This is a genomic window from Methylocapsa palsarum (assembly GCF_900114285.1).
Taxonomy (GTDB): domain Bacteria; phylum Pseudomonadota; class Alphaproteobacteria; order Rhizobiales; family Beijerinckiaceae; genus Methylocapsa; species Methylocapsa palsarum.
Genome location: NZ_FOSN01000017.1, coordinates 1 through 21444 on the forward strand (window position 1 = coordinate 1; position 21444 = coordinate 21444).

At 62.6% G+C, this 21444-nt stretch carries 19 protein-coding genes and 1 tRNA gene; 10 read left to right on the forward strand and 10 right to left on the reverse strand.

What is annotated here, in order from left to right; all coding sequences use genetic code 11:
* Positions 1–868: 868 nt before the first annotated feature.
* From BM177_RS15640 to recJ, 5 genes are all read right to left on the reverse strand, one after another.
* A complete protein-coding gene (locus BM177_RS15640) occupies positions 869–1423 on the reverse strand; it encodes a hypothetical protein (protein ID WP_091685399.1) in 555 nt (184 codons plus the stop codon).
* A gap of 66 nt (positions 1424–1489) precedes the next feature.
* Complete coding sequence (locus BM177_RS15645; protein WP_091685401.1) at positions 1490–1816, reverse strand: hypothetical protein; 327 nt, start codon at positions 1814–1816, stop codon at positions 1490–1492.
* Between the two features lie 892 nt (positions 1817–2708).
* Positions 2709–2963, reverse strand: a complete 255-nt coding sequence (locus tag BM177_RS15650) for a hypothetical protein (RefSeq protein WP_091685402.1) — start codon at positions 2961–2963, stop codon at positions 2709–2711.
* A 290-nt stretch (positions 2964–3253) separates the two neighbouring features.
* Positions 3254–3329, reverse strand: a tRNA-Glu gene (locus BM177_RS15655).
* 123 nt (positions 3330–3452) lie between these two features.
* Positions 3453–5276: a single-stranded-DNA-specific exonuclease RecJ gene (gene recJ, locus BM177_RS15660; protein ID WP_091685405.1), complete on the reverse strand. Its 1824-nt coding sequence runs from the start codon at positions 5274–5276 to the stop codon at positions 3453–3455.
* A 276-nt stretch (positions 5277–5552) separates the two neighbouring features.
* On the opposite strand from recJ, the gene gluQRS reads away from it, so the two are divergent.
* Entirely contained in the window at positions 5553–6449 is an 897-nt protein-coding gene (gluQRS, locus tag BM177_RS15665; RefSeq protein WP_091685408.1) for a tRNA glutamyl-Q(34) synthetase GluQRS, read from the forward strand.
* Between the two features lie 492 nt (positions 6450–6941).
* Positions 6942–7691: a DUF6134 family protein gene (locus BM177_RS15675; RefSeq protein WP_139223666.1), complete on the forward strand. Its 750-nt coding sequence runs from the start codon at positions 6942–6944 to the stop codon at positions 7689–7691.
* Between the two features lie 280 nt (positions 7692–7971).
* Here the strand turns inward: BM177_RS15675 and BM177_RS15680 are convergent, their stop codons facing one another.
* Positions 7972–9990, reverse strand: a complete 2019-nt coding sequence (locus BM177_RS15680) for a M23 family metallopeptidase (protein WP_091685549.1) — start codon at positions 9988–9990, stop codon at positions 7972–7974.
* 787 nt (positions 9991–10777) lie between these two features.
* On the opposite strand from BM177_RS15680, the gene rplU reads away from it, so the two are divergent.
* From rplU to BM177_RS15720, 7 genes are all read left to right on the forward strand, one after another.
* Positions 10778–11125 carry a 50S ribosomal protein L21 gene (gene rplU, locus BM177_RS15690; RefSeq protein ID WP_091685418.1) on the forward strand — a complete coding sequence of 116 codons (348 nt, stop codon included), beginning with the start codon at positions 10778–10780 and terminating at the stop codon, positions 11123–11125.
* 205 nt (positions 11126–11330) lie between these two features.
* A complete protein-coding gene (rpmA, locus tag BM177_RS15695) occupies positions 11331–11606 on the forward strand; it encodes a 50S ribosomal protein L27 (RefSeq protein WP_091685421.1) in 276 nt (91 codons plus the stop codon).
* 109 nt (positions 11607–11715) lie between these two features.
* Positions 11716–12474, forward strand: a complete 759-nt coding sequence (locus BM177_RS15700) for a GNAT family N-acetyltransferase (protein WP_244532382.1) — start codon at positions 11716–11718, stop codon at positions 12472–12474.
* A 38-nt stretch (positions 12475–12512) separates the two neighbouring features.
* Positions 12513–13550, forward strand: coding sequence for a GTPase ObgE (obgE, locus tag BM177_RS15705; RefSeq protein WP_091685423.1), 1038 nt, complete (start codon positions 12513–12515; stop codon positions 13548–13550).
* The gene (gene proB / locus BM177_RS15710) at positions 13547–14734 is read left to right on the forward strand and encodes a glutamate 5-kinase (RefSeq protein ID WP_091685554.1); all 1188 of its coding nucleotides are present in this window, start codon (positions 13547–13549) and stop codon (positions 14732–14734) included. Before obgE ends, proB begins: the two co-directional genes overlap by 4 nt.
* An 84-nt stretch (positions 14735–14818) precedes the next feature.
* Positions 14819–16114: a glutamate-5-semialdehyde dehydrogenase gene (locus tag BM177_RS15715; protein WP_091685557.1), complete on the forward strand. Its 1296-nt coding sequence runs from the start codon at positions 14819–14821 to the stop codon at positions 16112–16114.
* Positions 16111–16746: a nicotinate-nucleotide adenylyltransferase gene (locus tag BM177_RS15720; RefSeq protein WP_280140570.1), complete on the forward strand. Its 636-nt coding sequence runs from the start codon at positions 16111–16113 to the stop codon at positions 16744–16746. Before BM177_RS15715 ends, BM177_RS15720 begins: the two co-directional genes overlap by 4 nt.
* Positions 16747–16757: 11 nt before the next feature.
* Here the strand turns inward: BM177_RS15720 and BM177_RS15725 are convergent, their stop codons facing one another.
* The 4 genes from BM177_RS15725 to cobD all read right to left on the reverse strand — a co-directional run bounded on the left by BM177_RS15725 (position 16758) and on the right by cobD (position 20453).
* Positions 16758–18224, reverse strand: coding sequence for a 4Fe-4S binding protein (locus BM177_RS15725; RefSeq protein ID WP_091685425.1), 1467 nt, complete (start codon positions 18222–18224; stop codon positions 16758–16760).
* 10 nt (positions 18225–18234) lie between these two features.
* Positions 18235–18561: a cupredoxin domain-containing protein gene (locus BM177_RS15730; RefSeq protein WP_244532386.1), complete on the reverse strand. Its 327-nt coding sequence runs from the start codon at positions 18559–18561 to the stop codon at positions 18235–18237.
* 35 nt (positions 18562–18596) lie between these two features.
* Positions 18597–19079, reverse strand: a complete 483-nt coding sequence (locus BM177_RS15735; protein ID WP_244532387.1) for an iron transporter — start codon at positions 19077–19079, stop codon at positions 18597–18599.
* 294 nt (positions 19080–19373) lie between these two features.
* Positions 19374–20453 carry a threonine-phosphate decarboxylase CobD gene (gene cobD / locus BM177_RS15740; protein WP_091685433.1) on the reverse strand — a complete coding sequence of 360 codons (1080 nt, stop codon included), beginning with the start codon at positions 20451–20453 and terminating at the stop codon, positions 19374–19376.
* Here cobD and cbiB point away from each other — a divergent pair.
* A complete protein-coding gene (gene cbiB / locus BM177_RS15745; protein ID WP_091685435.1) occupies positions 20452–21432 on the forward strand; it encodes an adenosylcobinamide-phosphate synthase CbiB in 981 nt (326 codons plus the stop codon). The genes cobD and cbiB overlap by 2 nt on opposite strands.
* Positions 21433–21444: the final 12 nt, after the last annotated feature.

Sequence of the window (21444 nt, forward strand, 5' to 3'; positions counted from 1 at the left end):
CAAACACCTCAAGCTCTTCTCCCGTGTGAGCATTCCACCACCTGTCGTCCTTAAAAAGAATCCGGAACGGAACGGGATATTGGCCAAAATCGTCCTCGGCGAGGACATGAACGATCGATCCTTCCTCAGGTGTCGTCGTACTGTTCCATTCCGGCTCTGACATTGCTCTTTGCTCAAGTTGGAGGCTTCAGCAGACTTTCGCCGAAACCGACTATTCCATTCGAGCATAGACGCATAAGTTGCAACGATTCGATATAAACTGAGGTCTCCCAGAAGGCGTGCGTCTCGCTTCGGCACCTGGTCGACTTTAAGGGCGCGTATAGTGGCGGAGCGCGCCCAAAGGCAAAGTGCGAATTGATGCCGCCCGTCAAAATTTCCTCGCCTAAAATTAATGCGATTTCAGTACCAAACAATTTGGGACGGTCTGCGGGGCGGTACAGCCATTAAGGGTGCTCCCGCACGCCGTCCTGCGGCGCGACGGGCGCACGCCCGTCAGCTCTTTTCAGCTCGCGCTGCCGTTTCAAAACGGTCAATCCGGACGACAGACGAGCGAGCCGCGCGTCTCAGCGGCGCCTGCCGCCGCGATATGATGACAACGCCCGCGCTTTTCTTCGCCGCCGCGGCCGTCTAATTCAGCCTCAACCGGCGATCATTATGTTTCTTTGCTGTAGGGACCTTGGCGATCGAAACGTCCGGTAATTCTCGAAGAACAATCCGAGTCTTTTCCAATTTCTCCGAAACCTCTGCCGCCTCCAACTCCCTCAGCCTCTCCCAAAGGACGTAAAAAATCCGGGCCTTCAAATTGATCATGGCGCGTCCTCAAAATTAGAATTCGACTCGACGGTCAGAGCGCGAAATCCACGGACAATCAGCCTAGCACGTCGGAAATCGCGCTCTTCTTCGCGACCTTCGACGGACGCCGCACCGGATGCGCGGCCAAGAACGCCTCATCCGCTGCGATCGCGGCATCGATTTCTTCTCGGGAGATCGACAAGCAGGGTTCTTTCTCCATGCGGCGCTTCCATGCGAGACCGGCGCTGTCACATGCAGCTGTCCGCAATTGTTCCGCGACTGACTTTCGCCAATCCGCAAGCCAACTCGAGCGCTGTTCGAAAGCATAGTCCGCCTTGGATTTATCCTTCATGTGGAATCGGTAATAACACCAATATTTATCCCAAAATTCGAACGCCGCGCGATCGTGTCGGGTCCTTGCGTCGACATCCTTCCAAGCGTCTTCCAAACATTTTCTGGCGAGTTTGTTGTATTCAAAGTCATCCAGTTCATGAGGTAAGACTGGTTCGAGAAGGTTCGCGATAAAGGCGGCATCGTCCTGCTTCCGCCTGCGCGGCCGGGGACGGGTCTTGGCTTTTGTGGATCTGGCAGGCAAGCCGGTAGCGGCTGCCGGAACGGTGCTGTTCGGCATTGTGGTTCTCCAAATTGAAGGCGAAGGCGAGCGCTCTCAACGGCGCCCGCTGTCGAGAATGAACGCTCAGGCGGCGACGGCGAGCGTCCTATTGGCGGCCTTGATCCTGATCACGGTTGAGACGACGGCGGTTTCGAAGCGGACATAGGTCGGGCCAAGAAACTCACGAACTGCTTTTGCATCGAGCCGGCCGGCGATCTGCTCGGTTGCGGTGACGGTGAAAGCGTCGCCCGCAACGTCGGTCAAGCCACGCGCCTTGAACTCATCCTTCAGCGCCTTCGGTTCTGCCTCCGCGGCCTTCACGATGGCGTCGACGCGGCCGATTTCATCGGCGAGCGCGATGTCGGAAAGGTTGTGGAAGCGTGACGGGATGGTATTGTTGATCTTAGCCATGCGAATCCCCTTTATTTGCTGTGGTTAGGGCTGATCAGGAGCACCACCTCTTGATTAGCCCGCATCTTTGTATTACACAGTAAGCTAATGGCGTCAATCCCTGTAATACACAAAAAACGAGGCCCGGAGCCAACTGGCAAAACGCCGGTAATTTCACTTCGTCTCGCCCACGATCTTAGGGAAGGACTTGACGCTTGGATCTCCGAGCAGCCTGATCCTCTGCCCACAAGATCTGCTGCTATTCGTTATGCACTTGAAGAATGGCTAATCGCTAAGGGCAAGATCGGACAAAAGGGACGCCGGAATTAAACGGCCGAAGCTCATCCGTTCATTTCTTTTCGGCCCTCCTCTTGGAGGCTGTATAATGGCTTTTCGCAGTCTGACCTGGATGCGGTAAGGGCGGCGATCGAGGGGAGCACTGGAGCGCAAGTCGGGTACGCACCCCAACGCGCGACGATTTCATCTCGCTTGGTTTCAGACGGGGTTTCAGCGACCAACGCTCGTGAAACCATTGAACTCGCAGCAGAGCGCCTCAGAATGCCTTCATTTGGCTTCAGGTGCGGGCTTCCACGCCATCGCTGGCGTCGAATTCATCGAGGAGAATGGCGGAAGTGGCGGCCGGCTGGCTGAGGAAAGGTCAGAAACTGACATGAAAGAAGTAGGATGACCCGCCGTGCTCGCGTCACGGAATCGGAGCTGGAGCGGGCTGTAAAGGTGGCGGATCGTGCGGATCCGCCGAGGGCGGTCATGGTCGATGAGAGCGGTCGGATTTGGCTTATCCCCGCAAAACACACGCCTGGCGCGCCAGAAAAGTCGCAGGAGCCCGATCTTGACGATGGCGATTGGATCTTCAAGAAGGGCGCTTCAAATAGTAAAGGCTAGCAGCTCCGGTTCAGTTCGGTTTGTTGCTCGCTTTCAAATTATTTGAGAAGTCCAGCGCCGCCGTAAAAATCTCACTGGTGGGATGCTGGCGGCAATAGCTGAAAATCCAATTCATCCAGTCCTTGGTGTCCGTCCCTTTGGTAAGGTTGCCGTCGGTACTGACATCGAATTGATTCCGCGCACTGATGAAACCCGCGAGCCATGCGGCGACTTGGAGATAGTCCATAGCGAGACTGAGCGATGCTTCGTCAAGCTTGTCGAACATAACTCTTCCGTTCCCTATGCGCACCCGTTCAAGCTCGAGAACGCTCAGGCATTTATGGCGATCGGGGTAGAACACCATAGTAGATCTAGGTTCTTGAGCGCTTGCGTATGTCGCAAAGAACGCCAGGAACAAAATAATAAAGCTTCTCATGGAGCATTTCGCTGGCTGGCAATCAAATACGTCCGTGCGCGTTCACGAAAAATCACCGGCGTTCTGGACCAACTTTTCCGTATATTTTCCGTACGGATGGCCAAACGGGGGGCGTTCGCGCTCCAACCAATTGATTTCACTGGCGCGCCCAAGGGGAATCGAACCCCTGTTTTCGCCGTGAAAGGGCGACGTCCTAGACCGCTAGACGATGGGCGCGGAGGCCCGCGAACACGTTCGCTGAGAGATTCCCGGGCTGTCCGCGGACATATAAAGCGCGGCGGCTTCGCTGGCAAGTTCCCGGCCGGCAAGATCTGGTTGGCAAATTCTGGCAGTCAAGTTCTAGTTCTGGCGGGGCCGCGCGGCGGGCGCGAGATCGAGCAGCCGCAGCCGCACCCGCTCCCGGCCGCCATAGGAGTCAAGCGACAGGGTTCCGGCGAGATGGGTCATCGTTCCGCGACCCGCGTGGAGCGCGCGCCCGAGCGGTTCCCCACCAGCGCGGAAAGCGATGCCGTCGATCCTGGCGCCGTCCCCGGATTGGGCGCGCAGGCGCACATGTCCGTTACCGACATCCGCGACAGCGAGGAGCCGGTGCGCAGGGAATACGAACACAGGTTCGGCGTTGCCGGCGCCAAAAGGTCCAGCGCGGTCGAGCGCGGCCATGAGCGCCGGACTGGCCGCGCCGGCGGTCAGGGCGGCGTCGATCAGCAAGGATTCGCCGGCGCGCAGATCCTCGACGCGGCGGGCGAGGCGGTCTTCAAGGAAAGCCCGGAAGTCATCGACGCGCCGGCGCCCGATGGTCAGTCCGGCCGCCATGGCGTGGCCGCCGCCCTTGACCAGAATCCCGGCCTCGACGGCCGCCCGGACGGCGCGGCCGAGATCGACGCCGGGAATCGAACGGCCCGATCCGGTCCCGAATTCGCCCGCGCCGAAAAAGGAGATGGCGAAGGCCGGGCGGCGGTATTTTTCCTTGAGCCGCGCGGCGACGAGGCCAACCACGCCGGGGTGCCATTCCTCGCCCGAAACGACGACGGCGGCGCCTTGGTCCTTGAGCCCGAGGGTCGCCAGAGCGTTCGCCTCGGCCTCTTCAAGAGCGCCGCGTTCGAGATCCTGCCGTTCGCGGTTGAGGCGGTCGAGCTCCTCCGCGACGCGCCGCGACTCGAGTGGATCCTTGAGGCTCAAGAGCCTTGCGCCGAGGGCGGCGTCTCCGACTCGTCCGCCGGCGTTGATGCGCGGCCCGACAAGAAAGCCAAGATGGTAAGAACTCGGCGGTCCGTCCGCCTGGGCGACATCGAAAAGCGCTGTAAGGCCCGGCCTCCCGCGTGTGCGCATGAGGCTGAGGCCCTTGGTCACGAAGGCGCGATTGAGGCCGGTGAGGGGCGCGACATCGGCGATCGTCGCCAGGGCGACGAGATCGAGCCCCGCCAGCAGATCCGGGGCGATCCGCGCCGCGCCAAAGAAATTCCGGGCCCGCAAGATCCGGTTGACGGCGACGAGGGTCATGAACACGACGCCCGCCGCGCAAAGCTGGCCAAGGCCCGAAAGATCGTCCTGGCGGTTCGGATTGACGACGAGGGCGTCGGGCAGGGTTTCGGGAGCGCTGTGATGGTCGAGCACTATAGGGTCGAGGCCGAGTTTGTCCGCTTCGGCGAGGGGGCCATGACTCATTGTGCCGCAATCGACGGTGATCAGAAGTCTGGCGCCGCTTTGGGCGAGGTTTTGAATCGCTTCGACGTTGGGCCCGTATCCTTCGAAAATCCGATCCGGGATATGAATGACATAGGGCGCGCCGACGGCAAAAAAATAGTCGGCGAGAAGAGCGGAGGAGGCCGCGCCGTCGACATCGTAATCGCCGAAGATCGCGATCTTGTCGCCGCGCTGAACGGCGTCCGCGATCCTGCCCGCCGCCGCCTCCATGTCGATCAGGACGAAGGGATCGGGCATTAGCCGCCGCAAGGTCGGGTCGAGATGCTCCTCGGCCTGATCGGGGGTGATCCCGCGCCCGGCGAGAACGCGCGAGACCAGATCTCCGGCGCCAAGCAATTGGCTGATCGCGAGCGCTCGTGACTGCCCCGCCTCATCGAGCCGGTCCCGCCAGGGACGTCCCGTCACGGAGCGTTCTACGCCCAGAAACGCAGGAGGGCGGGAATGCGGTGATTCGGTCATGCCCGACTTTAACGGGAGGAGGCGGGGAGAAACAGAAGCTCGGCCTGAAAATCGCGCAGAGGGATGCGGGCGGTGAAATCCTCGCTCGATCGATCACAACAAATTGACATCAAGAAAGTCTGTCTCGTTCCGGCTAAGCGAGACCATTATATTGGATTCGAAGCAAGGACCGCCGCGCCATTTCCGCTGGCTCTACTGGAAGATCCGGATGACTTTCCGTCCCTCATTTGACCGCGTCGAACCGTTTCGGGCCTCGTCGCCGAGACCGCGCCGCGCATGACCCGGTCATTTGACGCTCCGGTTTTCCGCTTCGCGCCGTCCTCGAACGGCTATCTGCATCTCGGCCACGCCTATTCCGCGCAACTGAATTTTGATCTGGCGCGGGCGGCCGGCGGCCGGCTCCTGCTGCGGATAGAAAATATCGACGCTGAACGCTGCCGGCCTGAATATGAACGGGCCATTCTCGAAGACTTGAGCTGGCTCGGAGTCGTTTTCGACAGGCCTGTACGGCGGCAGTCCGAACATTTTGCGGACTACGCCAATGCGCTCGACCTCCTGAGATCGCGCGGACTGCTTTATCCCTGCTTTTGTTCCCGGGGCGACATCATCGCCGCCGTCTCAGGCCGGTCCGGCTGGCCGCGCGACCCCGACGGATCGCCCCATTACCCCGGCTCCTGCAAGCGCCTCTCCGAGGACGAACGCCGGCGTCGGCTCGCCTCCGGCGCGGGCTTCGCTGAGCGGATCGACATTGACCTCGCCGTCGGCGTCGCGGGAGGCCCGTTTGCTTGGCGCGAACTGGCGTCCCCCGGCGCCCCGGAGCGTGACGTGATCGCCGATCCCAAAGTCTGGGGCGACGCGGTGCTGGCGCGCAAGGACATCGCCGCGAGCTATCATATTGCGGTTGTCGTCGACGATGCGCTTCAAGGCGTCACGCAGGTCGTGCGCGGCGAGGATCTCTTCGCGGCGACGAGTCTGCATCGGCTGCTGCAGGTTTTGCTCGGGCTTCCCGCTCCTGATTATCATCATCATCGGCTGCTGCTTGATGCTTCAGGGCGGAAATTATCCAAGAGTCTTCGGGCGAAGTCTTTACGGGCATGGCGCGAGGAGGGGATCGATCCCGCCGGAGCGCGGGCGCGGCTCGCCCTCGAACCTGTCTGCCTGAGCACACCCTGATGACCGGGAGAGACAAAAAACCGATCAGGCCGTATAGAGAGAGAAGAGTCTCGGAGATTTCAGAAAGGCGATCATGGGCGCACTCACTCGCCGTCCAAAAAACCGCAACTTGCTCCTCAGGGCGCTTTCCGGCCGGATGGAGCCATTCGGCCGATAAGAAATCGCTCCAGATTCAATAGTTTGAGCATATTGATCAGTTCGAACCATTCTGATCGGAATATGCTCCAGCGACTCCGGGGCGTCTTTGAATTGTGGGCGTCTTTCGAACAAAGGTATCGGCGTAGAGCGCTTTCCGATCGCATGAAGTCATGCGATCGATCAGAAATCGCTCCAGAATCAAAGGATGAGCATATTCTTGTCGATTGGATTGATTCAATCCAATCGGAATATGCTCTAGATTGACAGGCTCGAAATCGCCAAATCGCGGACTCTCTTCGAGCAACATTAAATGCGCTTTGAAGGTGAAATTCAACGGGTATGAACGGTGACCAGATGACAAAAAAAGACTCCGCAGCAGTTTCCTTCGTCTCTTTCGCCGCCGTCTGCTCAATCATCGCGTGCGGCGCCCTGGCGATTTCGGTTCTGGCGCCTCGTTCGTCCAGCGCCGAGCCTGCCCGTCCGGATGCGGCGATCCGCGCGGACGCTCCGGCCGCAACCGGCAAGCTGCATCAGGTTTTCGACATTATCCGCAGCGGCGACAAGATTGGCGTCGATACCGTCGACGTGGACCGGCAGAAGGATACGACGTCGGTCAAAACCAACACGAAGCTTTCGGTCAAGGTCCTGTCCATCGAAATGTATCATATGGAGCATTCCGCGAACGAGACCTGGAAAGGTGGTCAATTGGTCGCGTTTAAATCCCATACCAACGACAACGGAACAAAGCATGACGTCGAGATTGCGCCTGGTTCCGCCGCCGACAAGCTGACATTGATCGTTGACGGCGTGAAGACCGAAGTGCCGAAAACCATTTCGCCCGCCAGCCTCTGGACCAGGGAGATAATCAACCATCCCGATCTCTTCGACCCCGCCGACGGGCGGCGCCTGTCGGTCAAAGTCAAGGATATGGGTGAGGAAACTGTGACCCTTGATGATGGCGCGAAAAAACAGACGCATCACTATAAATTATCCGACAAGTCCCCCGGAGAATTCGATCGCGATGTTTGGTATGACGGCGACCTTCTTGTCCGCATGAAGCTCATTGGCTCGGATCGTTCGACGATTGTTTCCGATCTGCGCTGATCCTCGCCCCGCACGCAGAAGACGCGCCTTGGTTTGTCAACATCCTGCAAGCGTCGCGGCGCGAGCCCGGCTCTGAGACGGGGGCGTTTGCAGGATTGAAGGGAATCGGCGCCGTTCCACACTTTGTCAGTCCGAACGGTCAACTCTGATGTTCGGTTCGAGCGTCCAGGAGCGCTTTCCGATCGCATGAAGTCATGCGATCGATCAGAAATCGCTCCAGAATAAAAAGCTTGAGCATATTCTTGTCGATTGGATTGATTCACTCCAATCGGAATATGCTCTAGTTCCTGGGCTCGACAGCCGCCGCCATATTTCCAGCGGACGGCGCCTTGGCGAGCAGAGCGTCGATCCGGTCGCGCTCGCGCTTGAAATTCGCCAGCATGCGGCCATCGAATTCGCGGGTCCGGGCAAGCTTGACCCGCATCGGATCGACGAAATGGCCGTTCACCATGACTTCATAGTGAAGATGCGGCCCGGTGGCGAGGCCGGTTTGGCCGAGATAACCGATGACCTGTCCCTGGCGGACGCGCGCGCCTTCCGTGGCGCCGCGCGCGAAGCCCGACATGTGATTGTAGGTTGTGATGTAGCCGTTGGCGTGCTGAATTTCGATGCGCCGGCCATAGCCGGAATCCCAGCCTGCGGTGATGATCGTCCCGTTGCCGGCCGCGAAGATCGGGGTGCCGATCGGAGCGGCCCAGTCCACGCCTGTGTGTGGCCTTGAATAGCCAAGGATCGGATGAAAACGGATGCCAAATCCGGACGTGAACTTTCCCGCGACGATCGGAGTGCGAACCAGAAATTTACGCGTGGAGCGGCCGGCCTCGTCGTAAAAGTCGACGGCGCCGTCGTCAGGGGTCTGAAACCGGTAATAATGGAAGGTCTCGTTACGAGCGGTGATCGTCGCGTAAAGCAATTGGCCGCGCCCTTCGGCTTCCTCGCTCTCGTCGTAGAAGGCTTCAAATGAATCGCCGCCGCTGACGGACCTTTGGAAATCGACGTCATTGGCGAAAACACGCACGAGATCGTCGACGGTCGCGCGCGGAATGTCCTGTTTCAGCGCCGTCTGGTAAAGCGAATCGTAGAGCCGCATGCCGTCGGAATCGTCTTCATCGTCAGAGGTCGGGGCCGGCTTCCTGGCGGTGCGCTGGGGGGCGGTCACGCGGACATATCCGCCGCGATCATTGACGGCGATGCTCGTCTCCAGCGTCTCATCGGAATAGACGGACAGCCGCGCGAGGGTCATGCGCCCACCGGCGCCGTCGAGATCGGCGAAAAGAAGCTTGAGACGGCGCCCCTCGGGCGCGGCGACCTCGCCTCTCCTCAGGTTAAAAGCCGCCACGACCGCATTTGTCTTCTCCTTGGAGAGTCCCGCAGCGTGCAGAACGTCCTCGAGGGTTTCGCCGTGCCGGACGACGACGAGGCGCTCCTCCATCTGAGTCGTCTGCACCGTGGGCGAACGCGGCACATTGGTCACGTTTTCCGGGACCATCCGGACTTCGATCGCCGAAAAGGGCGCCGTCATGAGCGGCTCCGCCGGATTTCCGTAAGAGAGGACGCCGGGAACATTGGCCCGGCTGGTCCGCATCAGCAGCATTTGCGGCGGCAGCGGGATCGGCTTTGCTCCAGCCGCCCGGACGTCCTTCACCTGCTCGGCGATCTGGGCCTGCACTTCATCGGGGCTGAGAACAATCGCCGGGGACAGATCTTCCACGGCGACGTCGCGCGTCGCCCATGAAATCTCGGCGTCGTCCTGGACGGGCTCCTGCGCGGCGTCAACGGGATTGCGGGCGTCCGCCAGGAGCTTCAACGGATTGAAGGGCGGCACGTCGTCCGAGAAACCGGCGTCGGACAGGACAAGGGTCGTCTCGACGCGGGTGAAGGTATGGACCTTCATCATTTCCTTGTCGCCGACCCGGATCGAGGTTGGCGACCGGAACGTCTGTTTGGCGGCGACGAGGTCCACCGATTTCACAAGGCGATCAGCTTTACGTGGATTCACGCCGAAATCAGCGTTGGCCTCGCGTCGCGGCGGCTGCGCCAGCGAGGGGGCCTCGGCGAAATAGGTCTGGTGTCCAAGCGCCGCGTAAAGCGCCGCGCCGAAAAGCGCCGCTCCTGAGAACGCGGTCAAAATCGTTCCGAAGAACCAGCGGAGCGAGACGCGCCTTCGGTCAAAGGTCGAGTGCTGTTCGCCGTCCGCCTCGATCGCTGGATCGTGTCCAAGATCAATGCGGCCTGCAATCCGGGCGGAAAAGGATGCGATGTCGAGCTGGCGGCTTTGCAGGGGCGAGTCCAAAACCATCACCATGTTCTGGTCCTGGCTAAAGCCGTTTCGGCCGCCAAAATTTCCGGGAATCGCGGCGGCATGATCCGGCCGTCGATCATGTTGATGTCCCCAAAGGCCGAGGCCGGCGCAAAACGCCGCCTTGACGCGGCCGCCGTGTTCGGCTCCCGAAGATCGGAGGATGCATGGCCGTTCACCGGCTAATCTCGCGAGGGGGCAATATCAAACGTCCTCCCAAGACGCAAACGCAAGACGGATAAACGCAAGACGGATTAGCGACGGAGTTGTAAGGAAGCCCGCAGGTTTCGCGCGCCTCTCCAGAGTTTCGCGCGCCTCCATGGGCTCGCTCGTCATTCTGAGACACCTTGATGGCCAGCGAATCGGAAGCGGATTGGAGTTTAACCAAACTGTCGTCTAAATGCGCAAGGACAAAGCCTGCCGAAAATGGCCCAAATGGGGCGCAAGGCCCGTTCGCGTCGCCGGGCGGGTTTTCACACTGTTCTTCGACATATCTCTTCTCTTGGCCGCCCTTGGAACGGTTGACAAAGCTCCACGGCCTTTGTATGCGATTTGCTCAGTCAGCGCGGCCGTCTTGCCGCGTTTTTTCGTTTGATCCTCGCAATCCTCATCACGGGAATCTCGCCTTTGGGCCGGACCCTTCAGTGGCGGACGGCGCGTTCGTTTTCGAAAAAGAAGATTGACATTACAGCTTTGATGCCGCGAATCGGCTTTTCGAAAGCTGGCAACGAGCCGCTCCTTCGGTGCGGCGCGCCTGGGTAGCCGGGTTGGAACATAGGGAAATAAGATGTTCGCGGTCATCAAAACCGGCGGAAAGCAGTATTGCGTCGCCGTCGAAGATACGATCACCGTCATGACGCTCGAGGGAGCCCCAGGCGATCCCGTTACGTTTGGCGAAGTTCTGATGCTGTCGGACGCCGGCGCGTCGTCGGTCGGGGCGCCCTTCATCGAAGGGGCCAGCGTATCTGGCGAGATCGTCGAGCAAAAGCGCGGTCCCAAGGTGATCGCCTTCAAGAAGCGGCGGCGGCAGAACTCGAAGCGTAAGCGCGGTCACCGGCAGGATCTGACGCTCGTTAAAATTACCGGGGTCTCAGGTGCGAATTCTGCTCGGACCGGCGCTGCGGCCGCGGTCTAGAGCGCTTTCCGATCGCATGCAGTCATGCGATCGATCAGAAATCGCTCCAGAGTCAAAGATTTGAGCATATTCGTGTCGATTGGATTGATTCAATCCAATCGGAATATGCTCCAGGATCGAAGAAAACAGATCGCGGTGGGCGGAAATCAGCATTTCCGTTCTGCTGGGGTTCGGGTTTGGTGTTGAGAGAATCCAGGAGCCAAAAATGGCGCACAAAAAGGCAGGCGGTTCGTCCCGCAACGGCCGCGACTCGAAGGGTCGGCGCCTCGGCGTCAAGAAGTTCGGCGGCGAAAGCGTAATCGGCGGCAACATCATCGTGCGTCAGCGCGGAACGACCTGGCATCCGGGCGCGAATGTCGGAATGGGCACTGACCATACCTTGTTCGCTTTGACCGAAGGCAAGATCGAATTCCAGACCAAGGCCAATGGCCGCGCTTACGTCGCGGTCGTTCCGGCGCCGCAGCCCGAGGCGGCCGAATAATCTGCCGGCCTGAGCCCGCACTCCGAGCAGCGGGAGCCGGCTCTCCTGTCCGAAAGGGTTTGGCGCCAAGGTTTGGCGCGGTCGAGGAACGGAATCCGGGAAGACCGGTTTGGGCCTTGCAAGAACGCGCGCCGCCGCCATCCTTTCAAGGGCTGACGCCGGCGGCTGTTCCCTGGCGGGCGTTGTTCTGGCCGGAGCCGTGATGTTCCCGGATTTAACTCGCGACGATGTTTTCTATCTGGAAACCGGCCGGCTGTGGCTGCGCTGGCCGCGCGCCTCCGACGCCGGCGCGATCGCAGCTTTCGCGAGTCTGCCGGACGTCGCGCGGATGACGGCGGGGATCCCGCACCCTTACCCGCCCGGTGAAGCTGAACGGTTCATCCTGAAATCGCGCATCGGCAACGCCGAGGGCTCGGCCCTGGCGCTGGTGATTACGCAAAAAGGGGGCGGGGGGCCGGCGTTCGGCCTTGTCAGCGCGACGCTCTCGGCGGCGCGCGAGGTCGAGATCGGGTATATCCTCTCACCCGCGCAATGGGGCAAGGGCTACGCCACTGAAGCGGTCAAGGCGCTCATCGGGGTGGTTTTCGGCCTGACGAACGCCAGCCGGATTTTGGCCAATTCGCGCGAGGTTAACCAGGCTTCGCGGCGGGTGCTGGAAAATTGCGGATTCGCCTATATCGACACCGGCCTCGATCCGCTCCCGGCTCGCGGAGGCCTGCATCCCTGCGAACGGTTCCAACTCGACCGTAAAGCCTGGGCGTCGAGCCAATGGAGCCGCCAAATGCCGTCGATGATGCATCAGATCCATGGCGAGAGCGACCTTGCGGCCCTGGTCGTGGCCGCGTCGACGCAGGATCCGGGAATATAAAGCCGGCGAATTAATTCGGCTCATGGTACAAAACCGCAATGAAATTTCTTGATCAGGCCAAGGTTTACATCCGTTCGGGGGACGGCGGCGCGGGCTGCCTGTCTTTCCGCCGGGAGAAATTTATTGAATTTGGCGGACCCGATGGCGGCGATGGCGGTCGGGGCGGCGATGTCGTCGCCGAATGCGTCGGCGGCCTCAACACCTTGATCGATTACCGTTACCAGCAGCATTTCAAGGCGAAGACCGGCGTGCACGGAATGGGAAAGAACCGCACCGGCGGGAGAGGCGCCGATGCGGTTTTGAGAGTTCCCGCCGGAACCCAGATCTTCGACGAGGATTCCGACAGCCTCCTCGCGGACCTGACCGAAATCGGCCAGCGCATCGTCCTTGCAAAAGGCGGCAACGGCGGCTTCGGCAACGCCCATTTCAAATCCTCGACCAATCAGGCGCCGCGCCGGACAAACCCGGGCCAGGCGGGTGAGGAACGCACGATCGTGCTGCGGCTGAAACTCATCGCCGACGCTGGCCTCGTCGGTCTGCCCAACGCCGGAAAATCGACATTCCTCGCCACGGTCAGTTCGGCCAAGCCGAAAATCGCCGATTATCCGTTCACGACGCTCCACCCGCAGCTTGGAGTCGTCGCCTGCGACGAGCGGGAATTCGTTCTCGCCGATATTCCCGGCCTGATCGAAGGCGCCCATGAAGGCGTCGGCCTCGGCGACCGTTTTCTTGGCCATGTCGAACGCTGCCGGGTTCTCCTCCACCTCGTTGATGCGGGCGTCGAACACGCCGGGAAGGCCTACAAGACGGTGCGCCGCGAACTTGACGCCTATGGCGAAGGCCTTGCCGACAAGCCTGAAATCGTCGCCCTTTCCAAGATCGACACGGTCGACGCGGAAACATTGAAAGCGCAGAGCTTGCGCCTGAAGCGCGCCGCCGGGAGGACCCCTTTGAAAGTTTCGGCGGCGACGGGCGCGAATCTTCTCGAGACCCTGCGGGACGTTCTGAAGGTCATCGACGAGGCCGAAGCGGCGAAAGCCGTGGAGACGCTCGCGGCCGTGGAGTGGCGCCCGTGAGCCTCGCCAATCGCGCGAAGGCCAAGCCGGCGAAGTCCACGCCGGCCGAAAGCTCGCCCGGCCTCGAGAAATTCCGCCGGATCGTGATCAAGGTCGGCTCGTCGCTGCTGGTCGATCGCGAACAGGGCTGCGTCAAGCGGGCCTGGCTCTCGGCGCTGGCGCAGGACATCGGCGACCTGCATCGCCGGGGCGCCGACGTTCTGGTCGTGTCTTCGGGTTCGATTGCGCTGGGCCGCACCGTTCTTAGCCTTCCGAACGGCGATCTGAAGCTCGAGGACAGTCAGGCCTCCGCCGCCGTCGGCCAGATCGCTCTCGCGCGGATCTGGGCGGAGGTTCTTGGCGGCATCGGCATCACGGCCGGACAAATCCTCGTCACCTTTGGCGACACCGAGGAGCGGCGCCGCTATCTCAACGCGCGGGCGACCATCGGCCGGCTTCTCGATCTGCGGGCGGTGCCGGTCATCAACGAGAACGACACCGTCGCGACGTCCGAAATCCGCTACGGCGATAACGATCGCCTGGCTGCGCGCGTCGCCACCATGGCCAGCGCCGATCTTCTGGTTCTCCTGTCGGACGTGCCGGGGCTCTATACCGCGCCGCCAAGCGAAAACCCCGGCGCCAGACTGATCCCGATCGTCCAGCGCGTGTCGGCGGAGATCGAGGCGATGGCCGGAGGCGCCGCCTCCGCGCTGTCGCGCGGCGGAATGAGGACCAAGATCGAGGCCGCCAAGATCGCCACCAGCGGCGGCGCCCACATGGTCATCGCCGATGGACGCATCGAGCACCCGCTCGCGAGAATCGCCGCGGGGGCGCCCTGCACGTGGTTCCTGACCGGCTCCAACCCGGTCACGGCGCGAAAGAAATGGATCGCGGGTTCGCTCGAACCGCGCGGCGCGCTGCATCTCGACGCCGGCGCGGCGCGCGCCATCGCCAGCGGAAAAAGCCTGCTCCCGGCGGGCGTCACCCGCGTCGAGGGAAATTTCGCCCGCGGCGATTGCGTCCTGATGCGAAACGAGGCGGGCGGCGAGGTCGGGCGCGGTCTCGTCGGCTATGACGCCAGCGAGGCGGTCCTGATCGCCGGACGGAACTCGCAGGACATCGAGGCTCTGCTGGGCGCTCCCGGCCGAGCGGTCCTGATCCACCGCGACGATATGGTCGTGGCGGGAGATTGGCCGGACCCTTGAGAGTTGATCGGCTTGGCTGATCAGGACATTCTTCCGCGCGCCGGTCACGGCCGGCTTTTGACGGAAAGCATTGAAGATGGGCGAATGGAACCTCTGAAACTTGTCGAACGCTCCGCCGATGACGACATCGCGGTCCTGATGGCCCGGATCGGCCGCGAGGCTCGCGCCGCCGCGCACGACATGTCGCTGTCCTCGACTGAGACCAGAAATAGAGCGATCAAAAGCGCCGCCAGCGCGATCCGCGCGCGGGCTTTGGATATTCTCGCCGCCAACACTCGGGACGTCGCGGCTGCGGCCGCGAAAGGCGCGACCGGCGCCTTTCTCGACCGTTTGCGCCTCGACGAAAAATACATCGCCGCGATGGCCGACGGCCTCGATCAGATCGCCGCGCTGCCTGACCCGGTCGGGCGGAGCCTCGCCCGGTTCGAGCGCCCCAACGGGCTCGTGATCGAGCGCGTCTCGACGCCGTTAGGGGTCATCGGCGTCATCTACGAAAGCCGTCCGGCGGTGACGGCGGACGCCGGCGCGCTCTGCCTCAAGGCCGGCAACGCGACGATTCTGCGCGGCGGATCGGAGAGTCTTCTCTCCACCGCGATCATTCACGAATGTCTGGTTGCGGGCCTCATTGAGGCGGGGCTGCCGATCGCCGCGATTGCCCGCGTGCCGACGCCCGACCGCGCCGCCGTCGGCGAGATGCTCGGCGGTCTTGGCGGCGCCATCGACGTCATCGTCCCGCGCGGCGGCAAGGATCTCGTCGCGCGGGTTCAGGCGGAGGCGCGAGTGCCGGTCTTCGCGCATCTTGAAGGAATCGTTCATGTCTATGTGCATGGGCAGGCGGATCTCGCCAAGGCGGAACGTATCCTGCGCAATTCAAAGCTGCGGCGTACGGGCGTCTGCGGCGCGGCCGAAACACTGCTCGTTGATCGCGGCTGCGCGGGAACGCATCTTGCGCCCCTCGTCAAAATGCTCCTCGACGCCGGTTGCGCGGTGCGCGGCGACGCGACTGCTCTTGCCGCCGACGGCCGCGTGACGCCCGCCGGAGACGCGGACTGGAGCGCCGAATATCTCGACGCGATCATCGCCGTGCGGGTCGTCGAGGATCTCGACGACGCCATCCGCCATATCGAGACATTCGGGTCGCATCACACCGACTGCATCGTCACCGAGGACAAGGCCGCCGCGGAGCGCTTTCTGCGCGAAGTCGATTCCGCCATCGTCATGCACAATTCCTCGACCCAGTTCGCCGACGGCGGCGAATTCGGCTTCGGCGGCGAGATCGGCATCGCGACCGGACGGATGCATGCGCGCGGTCCTGTCGGGCTCGAACAATTGACCTCGTTCAAATACAAGGTGCGCGGCGACGGACAAATTCGTTCGTGACGCTGGTCCGGCTGCCTCCCTTTTCCGCCGGGATGCGGATCGGGCTGTTCGGCGGCAGTTTCAATCCGGCGCACCAGGGTCATCGCGCGGTCAGCCTTCTGGCCTTGCGCCGGCTGCGGCTCGACCGGATCTGGTGGCTCGTCACGCCGGGCAATCCGCTGAAGGACCCGGGGGAACTGGTGGCGCTGGATGTCCGCGTCAGGGCCGGCGCCCAAATCGCCAACGATCCGCGAATCGTCGTCACAGGCCTCGAATCCGACATCGGCACGAGGTTCACATTCGAGACGATCTCATTTTTGAAGACGCGCTGCCGCGGCGTCCGTTTCGTCTGGATGATGGGAGCGGATAATTTTCCCGGCTTCCATGTCTGGCGGCGCTGGCGCGACATCGGCAGACTTGTTCCGATCGCGGTCATCGACCGGCCCGGCTCCACTCTGGTCGCGCCGAATTCGCGCGCGGCGCAAATGTTCGCTCCCTATCGCATCGACGAGAGCCGGGCGGGGCGTCTCGCCGACATGAAGCCGCCCGCTTATGTCTTTTTGCATGGGCCGCGATCAGCTCTGTCCTCCACGGCGCTGAGGGCCAAATCGCCGCCGCCGGCGCCTCCCGTCCGCCGGGCGGGCTGCGGCTGATCCGCGCCGGTTCACCAGACGAAGAAGATCAGAATCGAACTGGCGGCGCCGATCGATGCGGCCAGCGCGACGAACAAGGCCGCCGCCGATCGGCGAGGCTTATCGGATGTGTAGCGCCCGGCGATGCTCCAGCCCAGCGCCGCCGACCACAGCGTCGCTCCGCCGAGCAGCGCGCCGCGCAGCAGGCCGATGTTCGCGAGGGAAAGGCCCTCGGCGCGCAGCAAACTGACCGTTGTCGCGCTTAGCCCTAAGAACACCCCGCAGGCCGCGATCGGGATGAGGCTTTGGGCCAGATGGTGGAATGGGCGCGGCGACCACGGGCCGAGGCTCCGCGCCGCCGCCCAAAGACAGATCAGCGCCGCGGCGCCGACGATCGCGGTCACGGCCGCGATGTACAGCAGCACAATAGCGCCGTCGAGAAGGGTCATCTGATCGTTGAGGCCGGGATAATCGGTCAGGATCCACCACGGCGGCTGCAGGCGCAGCGGCCACATGATCGAGCGATCGATCAGCCATTCGGCGGCCGCCTGCTTGATGGCGACATACCAGGGGCTTCCGCTCCATTGGAAGGCGCCTGCCGCGACTCCCATCAGACCGAAGACGATCAGCATGGTTTCCCAGGGCTTCGGCACGGCGCCGGCGACCTCGATGATTTCATGATTGGGCGAGCGGGGCGCGAGTTCGATCGCGTCCCGGAAGCCCTCGCAACGCCCGCACATATGGCAGTCGGCGCCGCCGCGCATGGTGCGGATCGGCACCAGCGGCGCGCAATTGATCGCCCTTGCGCCGGAATTGCCGGCGCTGCGCGATCGCGACCAGGCGTCCTGATCGACCCGGAAATGGACCGGAGCGAGTTTCGCCAGCAGCCCGAACACCCCGTTCACGGGGCAAAGATAGCGGCACCACACCCTTTTGTTGCGGCCGTAGAGAAATCCCACGGCGATCGCTCCCAGCGTCGAACCGCCGAGGATCAACAGCGCCGGTTTGGGATATTGATAGACGCTGATCATCTGACCATAGACCGTGGTCAGCACGAAAGCCGCGAAGGGCCAGCCCTTCCAGGTGATCCATCTCGGTACGGAAAGCCCGAGACTGTGGCGGCTCGCCATTTCCGTGAGGGCGCCTTCCGGGCAGAACAGGCCGCACCACGACCGCCCGGCGATGATCATGCTGAGAAGCACGAAGGGCCACCAAAGACCCCAGAAAGCGAATTGCGCGAAGAGCGTGAGATTGTTCCAGATATGCGCCGTGCGCTCCGGCAGGGGCAGAAAGGCGGGCGTGGCGACAAGGCCGATATAGACGAGAACCACCGCCCACTGGACGCGCTGGATAAGGCGCTGGTTCCGGCGCAGCCAGCGGCCCGCCGCGGCGAGGCCTCGCGCGGACCATGAAAGCTGCGGCGGCTCGATCAGCGCGAGCGTAGCCGAGCGCCCGTGCGCTTCAGATTTCGTCTCGGGCCCGGTCAGACCAATTGTCATAATGGCGGGTTCACTTCGCGACGAGGACCGCTTTTGGCGCATCCGGATGGTAATCGTCGGAAAAGGCGTATTCACCAGCGTCGAGCGTCCTGACGACGAGCACGGCGGTCGAATTCGGCGCGACGACTTTTTCCTGGCGCAAGTCGCCGTTTTCGAACTCCGTCGGCGTATCGCCGGTGTTGCGCAATTCTATTTTGAATCGGCGGTTGGCGGGAACTTCAAGGCGGACAGGATCGACCTTCCCGTCGTGAAATTCGATCGCGAAGGTCGGCTCGTCGTCCGCCTGCGCGCGCGCCGGAAGCGCAGGCAGGCTGAACGCAACGATCGCGGCCGCCAAAGAGGATTTTACGCGATTCACCTCTCCGCCGCCTTTCAGTAAGCGCCTTTTTTTCCCGTTCCCGCATAGATGAATTCGTATTCCAGCGTGAAGGGTTTGAACCAGGCGGCGACGCCGGTTTCCTTGTCGACATGACGTCCGAAATGAGCGTGCGGGTTCTGGTCGGGCGATGCGATCGTCAGCGCCAGTTTATATTTCCCGGGGCCCATCATTTTGACGTTGTCGCCATAATGAGGGCCATCGTTGGCGACCATCGGCATGAACTCGCCCTTCTGCGACTGGTTGTCGTCCAGCTTGGTCAGTTCGTAGTTCACGCTCAGATAGGGAATCCAATCGCCCTGGGCGAATCCATTTTTGTTGTCCTTGGCCGCCTTGATGTCGGCTTCGAGATGCACGTCGGAGTCGCTGGCGGGACGCATCACGCCCGGCGGGTCCATCTCGATCGGCTGTAGGTAAACGGCGCCGATCTCAAGCCCCTCTTTTTCCTGCGCCTTGCCGATGGGATATTCCTTGGCCATGAGCGGCGAACCGGTCAGCCCGGCCGCGAACGCGAAGGCGGACAAAAAAGCTGTCAGGCCGGGCCGCATGAGTTCATCCTTCTTAAAAGTCCGGTAAGCCGACCATCCTCAGCCAAGCCGACCGTCAGCCAAGCCAACCGTAAGCCTATCCAGCGTACACGCGTCTGGCGGTCCCGGCGTGAAAAGAAACACCACAATAATATAGATCCACAGCGCGGAATATCGAAAACAATTTCAAGTGTGTTTTTAACGGCTACATTATATTAATTTTAATTAAGGCAAAATGGAATGACTTTAGACTTGTAACGCTTCGCCGCGGGGCGGGACGACTGCTTGCGCAAGCGCTGATCGAAGCCGCTCTCTTTGCGCGTCGTCCGCCGGAATCCCGAACCGGAGCCAGTCGGGACGCGCCGCGAAACGCCGCGCAAGGATGCCCGCCTGCCCAAGAGCGCCAAAGAGGCGTTGCGCATTTTCGTGCCGGACGAGGCGAAACAGCAGGGTGTCGCCGATCGCCTGAAACCCTGCGTCCGACAAGAGTGCGTCGAGCGCCGTTCCGTCCGCCGCGAGCCTCGCCCCCGCGCGCGCGATCCAGCCGGCGTCCGCCAGGGCCTTGCCTCCGGTCTCGATGGCCGCGCCTGAAACCGGCCAGGGTCCGAGCGCCGCGCGCAAACGTTCCGCCATCGGCTCGGGCGCGATCGCGAAGCCGAGCCGAAGGCCGGCGAGGCCAAAGGTTTTTCCAAACGAACGCAGGACGATGGCGCCCTCCGGGAGGACGGGAACGAGGCTCGCGGCCGGGGGAAGAAAGTCGATAAAGGCTTCGTCCACGATCAGAACGCCGCCGCGCGCGCGAAGCGCCGCCGCAAGCCGGAGAAGTTCGCCCGCCGGGATCAGCCGTCCGTCGGGATTGTTGGGATTGACCACGACCGCGGCGTCGAATTCCGCGAGTTGCTCGATCTTGCCCGTGATCATGACCTCCGCGCCGCTCGCGCGCCAGCGCCGGGCGTGCTCGCCGTAAGTGAAGTCGAGGATTCCGACGCGCCGCGCCGGGAAGAGGAACGGCAGCCAGTTGATGATCGCCTGGGTTCCTGGCGCGGCCGTCGCCATTACGGGCGAACGCGCCCCATAGGCGAGCGCCGCCGCGCGTTCGAGCCGCGCCAGATCCGCGCCGTCGGGCAGGCGCGCAAAGGCCTCAAGCGGCAGATCGGCGACCGGATAGGGATGCGGATTGACGCCGGTCGAAAGATCGAGCCAAGGCTCGGGCGCTTGCGGAAACGCCCGCCGCGCCGCCGCCAGATTGCCGCCATGCGCGTCGCCGTCTAAGTCATGGCCATAACAATCTGCCACGATCCGAGCTTCGGCGGGACGATCATTCATGGACTTTTTCGCCTCCGTTCCGCTCGCGGCGCTCGCCCTGGCGATCGAGGCCTGCGCCGGCTATCCGCGCTGGCTGTTCCGGGCCATCGGCCATCCGGTGACCTGGATCGGCGCGCTGATCGCCTGTCTCGACGCCCGGCTGAACCGCGAGAATTGGCCCTTCACACGGCGGCGCGTCGCGGGGTTCGCCGCGCTCGCCGCGATCCTCGCCGCCGCGGGCGGATGCGCTCATGGTCTTGGCCTTCTGCTGGCGGCTTTGCCCCGCCCGCTGGGTTTTATCGCCTCTGCGCTTATCGCGTCGAGCCTCATCGCGCAACGCAGCCTTTCGTCCCATGTGCTGGCCGTCGCCGACGCTCTCGACGACGAGGGCGTCGGCGCGGGACGAAGGGCGGTCGCCGCCATCGTCGGGCGCGACGTCGCCGATCTCGACGAGGCCGGAATCGCCCGTGCCGCCATCGAAAGCCTAGCCGAGAATTTTTCCGACGGGATCGTCGCGCCCTTATTCTGGCTCACGTTGGGCGGCCTCGCTGGCGGGGCGTGCTACAAGGCCGTCAACACCGCCGACAGCATGATCGGCCATCGCACCGCGCGCCATGACGCCTTCGGCTATTCCAGCGCGAAACTCGACGATCTATTGAATCTCGTTCCCGCGCGACTCTCAGTCCTGTGGGTCGGCACCGCCGCCTGCGTCATACCCGGCGCGTCGGCGACGAGCGTTTTCCGAATCGCTTGGCGCGACGCCGCCGGGCGCGCCTCGCCCAACGCCGGCTGGCCGGAGGCGGCTTTCGCCGGCGCGCTCCGCCTGCGCCTCGGCGGCCCGCGCTCCTATGGCGCGGTCAAGATCGAGGACGGCTGGATCGGTGAGGGGAAGGAGCGCGCGGGAAGCGCGGACATCAGGCGCGCTTTAAGGTTGTACTGGTGGGCGTGCGCGGCGCAGGGGTGCGCGCTGGCGGCGGGTACGGTCTTGGCGCTGCGTTGATTCCGGCTCTTT

What these genes read in the sequence shown, in the direction of transcription:
- BM177_RS15640 (WP_091685399.1), bottom strand. Translation starts at nt 1,423, where the DNA reads ATGCCGAACAGCACCGTTCCGGCAGCCGCTACCGGCTTGCCTGCCAGA.
- BM177_RS15645 (WP_091685401.1), bottom strand. Translation starts at nt 1,816, where the DNA reads ATGGCTAAGATCAACAATACCATCCCGTCACGCTTCCACAACCTTTCC.
- BM177_RS15650 (WP_091685402.1), bottom strand. Translation starts at nt 2,963, where the DNA reads ATGTTCGACAAGCTTGACGAAGCATCGCTCAGTCTCGCTATGGACTAT.
- recJ (WP_091685405.1), bottom strand. Translation starts at nt 5,276, where the DNA reads ATGACCGAATCACCGCATTCCCGCCCTCCTGCGTTTCTGGGCGTAGAA.
- gluQRS (WP_091685408.1), top strand. Translation starts at nt 5,553, where the DNA reads ATGACCCGGTCATTTGACGCTCCGGTTTTCCGCTTCGCGCCGTCCTCG.
- BM177_RS15675 (WP_139223666.1), top strand. Translation starts at nt 6,942, where the DNA reads ATGACAAAAAAAGACTCCGCAGCAGTTTCCTTCGTCTCTTTCGCCGCC.
- BM177_RS15680 (WP_091685549.1), bottom strand. Translation starts at nt 9,990, where the DNA reads ATGGTTTTGGACTCGCCCCTGCAAAGCCGCCAGCTCGACATCGCATCC.
- rplU (WP_091685418.1), top strand. Translation starts at nt 10,778, where the DNA reads ATGTTCGCGGTCATCAAAACCGGCGGAAAGCAGTATTGCGTCGCCGTC.
- rpmA (WP_091685421.1), top strand. Translation starts at nt 11,331, where the DNA reads ATGGCGCACAAAAAGGCAGGCGGTTCGTCCCGCAACGGCCGCGACTCG.
- obgE (WP_091685423.1), top strand. Translation starts at nt 12,513, where the DNA reads ATGAAATTTCTTGATCAGGCCAAGGTTTACATCCGTTCGGGGGACGGC.
- BM177_RS15715 (WP_091685557.1), top strand. Translation starts at nt 14,819, where the DNA reads ATGGAACCTCTGAAACTTGTCGAACGCTCCGCCGATGACGACATCGCG.
- BM177_RS15725 (WP_091685425.1), bottom strand. Translation starts at nt 18,224, where the DNA reads ATGACAATTGGTCTGACCGGGCCCGAGACGAAATCTGAAGCGCACGGG.
- BM177_RS15735 (WP_244532387.1), bottom strand. Translation starts at nt 19,079, where the DNA reads ATGGCCAAGGAATATCCCATCGGCAAGGCGCAGGAAAAAGAGGGGCTT.
- cbiB (WP_091685435.1), top strand. Translation starts at nt 20,452, where the DNA reads ATGGACTTTTTCGCCTCCGTTCCGCTCGCGGCGCTCGCCCTGGCGATC.
- cobD (WP_091685433.1), bottom strand. Translation starts at nt 20,453, where the DNA reads ATGAATGATCGTCCCGCCGAAGCTCGGATCGTGGCAGATTGTTATGGC.